Genomic DNA, 7094 nt, shown 5'->3' on the forward strand with positions numbered 1-7094 from the left:
CAAGGTCCGGGGACCGTTCGTAAAAAACCTACTCTTTTAAGGGGATGAGGGCAGACTGTCCAAAATGGGATGCACCCCAAAATTTTATCTTGAGGGGGTTAGTTTTGGGAGCTAATTTCGCTTGATATTTCTCTGCTTTTGGGCGATGAAAAGAGGTGAAATTTTACCGGGTCTCCCCCGGTAAATCCGCTATTAATCACCACCCAATGAAGCAATTAAAATTGAGGGACTTTCCAATATAAAGGGCAGGAATCCTGATTGATTTTGCGGGAATAATCTAATCTAGCCAAGGGGGGAAAACCCTCAGCGATCGCCAGATATACGGATCCTGTCTCAAACTGACCCACCCTAATAATTTGAGAAACTTTGGCAAGAAAATCGTCTAGGTTTAGGATTCGGGGTTGATTTTTTTTCCGCATGAGTTACTTTAATGTTGTACGATACTCAATCGAGACTTGTACAAGCCAACCACCACCATGCAAACTTATCACTACGTTCTAGCAAGCCAAAAATTCTTATTAGAGGAAGAACCATTTGAAGAAGTGCTCAAAGAACGGACGAGATACTACCACGAAACCGAAAAAGAGATTGATTTTTGGCAGGTAAACCAACCCGCCTTTCTGGAAGCGCCAGAAATGGCCGAAGTGAAAGCCAAATGTCCTCAACCCTCCGTGGCGGTAATTTCCACCAATCCGCAATTTATCACCTGGTTAAAATTGCGTCTGGAATATGTGCTGACGGGCGAATTTCAGGCCCCCTCTGAGACAATTCCCGATCCATTAGCCTCCCAAGGGAGTTAAGGAATCCGTTAAACTGCCTGATGAATACTTGGAGAGAGACCCGGGATCATAACTATGCGGCTATTCCTACGAAACTGTTTGAAGCGATCGCACTCCTGGCTGAGTCCAGCATTCCTCGCCCTGAGTGGGTTGACCCTGTTCGCCCCTCCTGGTTATGCTCAACCGACCTATCCAGCCTGTCAACCGCCCCTCCCAGACGAGTATCTTGTCTTGGTCCCCACGGCAACGGTTGCTGCACAGGAGGAGATTCGGCGATTGATTCCCGGGGCGATCGAGACCACGGTTTGTAACTATGTGAATGAAACCGTCACCCGTCTGGGGGGGTTTGGAAGGGCTGACACCGCCCAAGAATGGGCGCAGTATGTCAATTCTCAACTCGGAATAGTCGCTTATGTAGTCCGGCCTGCGGGTGTGGCGGCTACCCCCAGTCCTCTCCCGGTCGTCCCGTCGTCGGCAGGGATCTACAATCCGCAGCCTCTAGGAAACGGTTATGCCGTTTTGGTGGATTTTTTCAGCAATCCCCAAGTCGCTGGGGAATTGTGGCAAATCTTGAGAAGCGATATCGGATTAGTCTCCTACGGACAACGGCCTTATCTGTTAGCCGAATGGACCAATCAACAAAACAGGGCCAATCAGATTTTGCAAACTCTGAGCGATCGCGGTTTTTTTGCAACCGTCGTGGATAGCGGCAACGTGATTTTATTAGACAACGCCGTTCGGTTGGACTAATGCAGTCTCTGGTTCCCTCCTCGATGTCTTGGAGAGGGAACCAGAGGTAGCTCAGGGTATTCCAAAAAATAAATCATTCCTATTCAGTTTTTAAAGGAGTAGGGTGGGCATTGCCCACCTTCTGTTCGGTGGCTTCACCACCCTACAATTGCTATTTTATTTTTTGGAGTTCCCTCAAACTTTAATCCCGATTCAATAGGTTTGACCTGCGATATAGGCAATACAAACCCCTAAAAGCGCCCCGACAATCACCTGAAACGGAGTGTGACCCAGGAGTTCCTTCAAACGGGCTTCATTCAAATCGTGGTCCTCACTAAAAAACTCATCCACAATTTGGTTGAGAATTCGAGCTTGCTTTCCAGCAGCTTGTCTAACTCCGGCGGCATCATACATCACGATCACTGCAAAAATTGTAGCCAGAGCAAACTCGGTACTATTCCAGCCGGCAGTTTGCCCGATGCCCGTTGCTAACGCGGTAACCAACGCTGAATGAGCACTGGGCATTCCGCCCGTTTCCACCAGAACCCGAAAATTAAACTTGCGATTTCTCGCAAGTTCGATCGCTAACTTCGTTGATTGAGCGATCAAACAGGCTAGGGTTGCAACCAGCAGCACGCGGTTGTCGATGATATTGCCGATCTCCTGCATGGTGTTTTGCGCCTTTTAATTACTGCGGTTGGTGATAAAGTCCGCGAGGGTCAGAAGGGGTATCGCTTTGTTGCCAAAACTTGCCAGTTCTGCCTTAGCCTGCTCAATTAATGCTTGAGCCTGCCGAGTCGATTCTTCTAACCCCCAAATACTCGGATAAGTTGCCTTTTGCGCTTGCAAGTCTTTTCCTGCGGTTTTGCCTAACTCTTCCTGAGTCTTGGTAATATCGAGAATATCATCAATAATCTGAAAGGCTAACCCAATATTTTGGGCATAACGGGAGAGTCGTTGCAAATCTTCATCACAAGCGCCTCCTAAAATAGCCCCACAAACCACACAGGCTTCGAGTAAAGCCCCAGTTTTATGGGTGTGGATAAAATGGAGGGTTTCCACAGAGGTATCGGTTTTGCCTTCGCATTGCAAGTCTACCACTTGCCCTCCAACCACTCCATCGGCCCCAAATGCATGAGCTAATTGGGCGATCGCCTTTAAAACCCGAGGTGCCGGAACATTCTGAGTTTGGGTTGCCACCACTTCAAAGGCATACACCAACAACCCATCCCCGGCCAAAATCGCGATATCATCCCCATAAACCTTATGATTCGTCAGCTTACCCCGACGGTAATCATCATTATCCATCGCCGGAAGGTCATCATGGATTAAGGACATGGTATGCACCATTTCCAAGGCACAAGCGGTTGGCATCGCCATTTCCACCGTACCCCCAACCAGTTCGCAACTGGCTAAACACAAAATCGGACGCAGACGCTTGCCACCGGCTAACAGGGAATAGCGCATCGCCTCATAAATTGTGGACGGGGCCTTAATGGGCAGAGATTGGTCCAGTGCAGCTTCTACCAAAGCCTGCCGTTCCCCTAAATACGTTGATAAATCAAATTCGGATTGTTTCCTCACGGAATCCGTATCATTGGTTAAAACCATCCCTTCCTTCCTCGTACTTGTCTGATGAGCTAACGATTCCACCGCTGGAGGCGGTTGGCGTTGATGATGAACTTACGCTGCTTTTGGCACCGCTTACAAGTTATCTAGGCGACTAACCCTCACCCAGGCAACCGGGCTAACTTTAGCCGCTTGCTGCTACTTGAGTCTCAAACTATTGTAAGGGTTTGAGGTATTTTTACGACTTTAATTTTTTGGAAAAAGATGGCGCGAAAGCGGGAGTTTTCAGGGACTATTTTTTAACCCAGCCCTGAAAACTCCCTCGGTGAAAAGTCTCTGTTCAATCTAATCCTAAGCGCCGGATATAACTCTTTACGGTATTCTGTAACAACAGGGTCACGGTCATGGGTCCGACTCCACCGGGAACTGGGGTAATAAATCCCGCCACTTCTTTCACCGAGTCATAGTTGACATCCCCGGTTAGCCGAGATTTTCCCTCATAATCGGTGACGCGGTTAATGCCAACATCAATGACGATCGCCCCGGGTTTGACCATTTCTGCGGTGATCAGTTCGGGTCGTCCCACTGCCACCACCAGAATATCTGCACTGCGGGTAATCGCGCCTAAATCTGGCGATCGCGAATGGGCCATTGTTACCGTAGCATCAGCGGCTAACAACATTAAGGCGATCGGTTTACCCACTAGGATACTGCGCCCCACAATTGTTGCCTGTTTGCCTTTCGGGTCAATGCCATAATTTTTAAGCAGGGCCATCACTCCAGCCGGAGTGCAACTACATAATCCCGGTTCCCCCCGCATCAACCGTCCCAAATTCACCGGGTGTAATCCATCTACATCTTTATCGGGATGGATGTGATTGATGGCAGCTACAGCATCGAGATGTTTCGGTAAGGGCAGTTGCACCAAAATTCCATCAACGCGATCGTCCTCGTTGAGTTCGGCGATCGCCTGCATCAATTCTTCTTGAGTCGTTTCCGTGGGGAAATGCCGTCCGTATGAGGCGATCGCAACTTTGCCACAGGACCGTTCCTTATTGCGAACATAAGCAGCAGAGGCAGGATTATCACCCACCATCAGAACCGCCAACCCCGGCGGGCGGCTGGCTTTCTGTACTAACGCCTCCACCTGCGATCGTAGGTGGCCTTGAATCTTTTCAGCGACGGCTTTCCCGTCTATAATAACGGCTGTTTTGGTCATGATTAGGCTTGGGAGTTGCTGGAACAATCCAGCTACAGCAGTGAATATTGCTCTCTATGATTGTCTCATAGTCTGGAGCGGGGTCATTTGTCATTTGTCATTTGTCATTTGTCATTTGTCATTTGTCATTTGTCATTTGTCATTTGTCATTTGTCATTTGTCATTTGTCATTTGTCATTTGTTATTTGTCATTTGTCATTTGTCATTTGTCATTTGTCCTTGGGGGATGGGGGATTTTCGTAGTAACTACTTCAGTCGTTCTCCGGTGTTCGTAGTAACGACTGAAGCACCTGCTCCCGGACTGGAGGCAGAGCCTCCAAAGAGGCATTACTTGGCAGAGCCAAGTAACGAGAGAGCTTGGGGGAGATAGGGGAGGTCAAATTGTAATCAATCAACAAATTTACCTCATTGCTCCCTTAATTTATGACAATCCTTTATCCTCGCTATTTTAGATTTAAAATCACCTCTTTAGCCACCGCTTCCACCACATTAATACTCACCGAATTTCCCAATTGATAATAAGCCCGATCGCCTTTCGGATGGAGAATAAACTCATCGGGAAATCCCTGTAACCTCGCCGCCTCTCGGGGAGTAATTTTCCGCACTCGCCCCTGATGATAGACCCCCAACCGATTGGCATCACTCGCCACTAACGTCACCGCAATTTTTTCCGGGTCTAAAAACTTATAAACCTCAAATGAAAAATTACCCGAAACTGGCTTATATTTCCCTTGCACAATTTTCAGATAATTCTTCAACACCAAAGACTGTAAAATTTGCTCCAAGTTAGGAGACTCAAAAAACGTAGCAATTTGCTCCTGACTCAGCAACTTCCCATCTTGGTCTTTTCCAAACTTGCTATTGCGCCGCTTCAGGATAAACCGATTCATTAATTCAATTTCATCAGCGCTACATTCCCCGCGCAACCCCAACTCCCAAGAATGAATCGAATTCCCCCCTCGATAGTCAATTAATCGCATCCCATGTAAGCGATTCAAATCTCCATCTAATCGCTTCTCCAAAGCTCTAACAAACTCCCGTGAACAATCATAGTCTTTCGGTGGATTATCTTCTAAAATATCCGCCACCGTTACAGTTTTCAACTCCGGATAAAACAAAGAAAGTTGCTGAGGATTATACGAATGAGAATCTTTCGGTCCTGGGTCAGAAAACAATCTATATTTGGGAGCAGCCTTGAACAACCCGACTAGATAAACCCGCAAGCGATTTTGAGGTAAATCAAAATTAGCACTGTTCAGCACAAATATATCAAAACTATAACCTATTGCTTCAAGTTCATGTTGAATTGTTTTAATTGTTTTACCGCTATCATTTGTTAACAAACCCCGCACATTTTCAAAGATAAAAGCTGTAGGTTGATAGGTATCAATTAAACGAGTAATTTCAAAAAATAGGGTTCCTCTGGTATCCCCAAATCCGGCCTTTTTACCGGCAGCGGAAAACGACTGACAGGGAAACCCAGCTAATAAAACATCATGAGGCGGCAGCTTTTCCAGAATCCGGATATCCCCTTGGGGAGACTCGCCGAAATTTTGCTGATAAACCCAGCCGGAATCGGCATTAATTTCGCTACTCAAAACACATTGAGTTTTGATAGCAAGTTTTTGGGCTGCTTTCTCAAAGCCTAATCTCATGCCACCGATACCCGCAAATAAATCGACAAAGCGGATAGTTTTCATCGGGAAAAGTTCTTAATTTTCTGTCTTCGGATTAGGAATTTGTCATTAGTCGTTGGTCGTTGGTCCTTGAACTAGGGACAAATGACAAACGACCAATGACAAACAACAAATGACAAACCCCTTTCCTCTCGATCGCCCTTAATCTACCCCCTCAATTGGTGCAAATCCTTGGCGTTGGACGTTTTCGCTAACATGACGGGGTTCTAAAAATTGCAACAAGTAATCCGGTCCCCCCGCCTTGGAACCCACCCCAGACAACTTAAATCCACCAAAGGGTTGTCGCGCTACGATCGCCCCGGTAATCCCTCGATTAATATAGAGGTTACCCACTTCAAACTCGGCGTAGGCGCGATCAATATGAGAAGGCGTCCGCGAATATAACCCACCCGTTAAGGCAAAATTCGTCCCATTGGCAATCGCTAACGCTTCATCGAAATCTTTAGCCCGAATCACCGATAACACCGGACCAAAAATCTCTTCTTGGGCGATCGCCGCATCCGGTTTCACATGACTAAAAATGGTCGGTCCAATAAAATAACCATTCTCTGGAACCTCCATTTCTAAGACTAATTCCGCCTCAGCTTTCCCTTTGGCAACATAGCCTTGAATGCGATCGCGCGCATTGGCATCAATCACGGGTCCAACTTGGGTACTCGGTTCTTCTGCCACCCCGACATTCAGCGATCGCGTAGCTTCCACCAACCGATTCACAAACGCCTCGTACACCGGTTCTAACACAATCACCCGCGAACAAGCCGAACATTTTTGTCCACTATATCCGAATGCCGATTGCACCACCCCCGCCACCGCTGGATCGAGGTCCGCACTTTCATCCACAATCACTGCATTTTTGCCACCCATTTCCGCAATCACCTTTTTCAGGTGTTTTTGTCCCGGTTGTAAAATGGCAGCTTCAGCATAAATTTGACAGCCAACTTCTTGAGAACCCGTAAACACAATGGTATTCACATCGGGATGTTTGACCAGATGAGAACCCACCGTTGAACCTTTACAGGGAATATATTGAAATACTCCCGATGGGATTCCCGCTTCGACTAAAATTTCGGCAAATTTAGCGGCAATTACGGATGAAACTTC

Annotated in this window: 7 protein-coding genes; 2 read left to right on the top strand and 5 right to left on the bottom strand. The window is 47.2% G+C overall.

The window, feature by feature from the left end:
- Window positions 1–476: 476 nt before the first annotated feature.
- Both J0895_RS20555 and J0895_RS20560 read left to right on the top strand, forming a co-directional pair.
- Window positions 477–800, top strand: coding sequence for an MgPME-cyclase complex family protein (locus J0895_RS20555; protein ID WP_207089863.1), 324 nt, complete (start codon window positions 477–479; stop codon window positions 798–800).
- A gap of 54 nt (window positions 801–854) precedes the next feature.
- On the top strand, window positions 855–1529 hold the full coding sequence (locus J0895_RS20560) for a hypothetical protein (RefSeq protein ID WP_207089864.1): 675 nt from the start codon (window positions 855–857) through the stop codon (window positions 1527–1529).
- A 192-nt stretch (window positions 1530–1721) separates the two neighbouring features.
- On the opposite strand, the gene J0895_RS20565 is transcribed toward J0895_RS20560, so the two are convergent.
- The 5 genes from J0895_RS20565 to J0895_RS20585 all read right to left on the bottom strand — a co-directional run.
- Window positions 1722–2177: a divergent PAP2 family protein gene (locus tag J0895_RS20565; RefSeq protein ID WP_207089865.1), complete on the bottom strand. Its 456-nt coding sequence runs from the start codon at window positions 2175–2177 to the stop codon at window positions 1722–1724.
- 15 nt (window positions 2178–2192) lie between these two features.
- A complete protein-coding gene (gene crtE, locus J0895_RS20570; RefSeq protein WP_207089866.1) occupies window positions 2193–3119 on the bottom strand; it encodes a geranylgeranyl diphosphate synthase CrtE in 927 nt (308 codons plus the stop codon).
- 298 nt (window positions 3120–3417) lie between these two features.
- Window positions 3418–4296, bottom strand: a complete 879-nt coding sequence (gene folD / locus J0895_RS20575) for a bifunctional methylenetetrahydrofolate dehydrogenase/methenyltetrahydrofolate cyclohydrolase FolD (protein ID WP_207089867.1) — start codon at window positions 4294–4296, stop codon at window positions 3418–3420.
- A gap of 443 nt (window positions 4297–4739) precedes the next feature.
- Window positions 4740–5996, bottom strand: a complete 1257-nt coding sequence (dcm, locus tag J0895_RS20580; protein ID WP_207089868.1) for a DNA (cytosine-5-)-methyltransferase — start codon at window positions 5994–5996, stop codon at window positions 4740–4742.
- Between the two features lie 138 nt (window positions 5997–6134).
- A partial coding sequence (locus J0895_RS20585) for an aldehyde dehydrogenase family protein (protein WP_207089869.1) occupies window positions 6135–7094 on the bottom strand: 960 nt, incomplete at its 5' end.

The sequence above is a fragment of the Phormidium pseudopriestleyi FRX01 genome (assembly GCF_017313335.1).
Lineage (GTDB): Bacteria > Cyanobacteriota > Cyanobacteriia > Cyanobacteriales > Laspinemataceae > Laspinema > Laspinema pseudopriestleyi.

What these genes read in the sequence shown, in the direction of transcription:
- crtE (WP_207089866.1), bottom strand. Translation starts at nt 3,119, where the DNA reads ATGGTTTTAACCAATGATACGGATTCCGTGAGGAAACAATCCGAATTT.
- J0895_RS20555 (WP_207089863.1), top strand. Translation starts at nt 477, where the DNA reads ATGCAAACTTATCACTACGTTCTAGCAAGCCAAAAATTCTTATTAGAG.
- J0895_RS20565 (WP_207089865.1), bottom strand. Translation starts at nt 2,177, where the DNA reads ATGCAGGAGATCGGCAATATCATCGACAACCGCGTGCTGCTGGTTGCA.
- J0895_RS20560 (WP_207089864.1), top strand. Translation starts at nt 855, where the DNA reads ATGCGGCTATTCCTACGAAACTGTTTGAAGCGATCGCACTCCTGGCTG.
- folD (WP_207089867.1), bottom strand. Translation starts at nt 4,296, where the DNA reads ATGACCAAAACAGCCGTTATTATAGACGGGAAAGCCGTCGCTGAAAAG.
- dcm (WP_207089868.1), bottom strand. Translation starts at nt 5,996, where the DNA reads ATGAAAACTATCCGCTTTGTCGATTTATTTGCGGGTATCGGTGGCATG.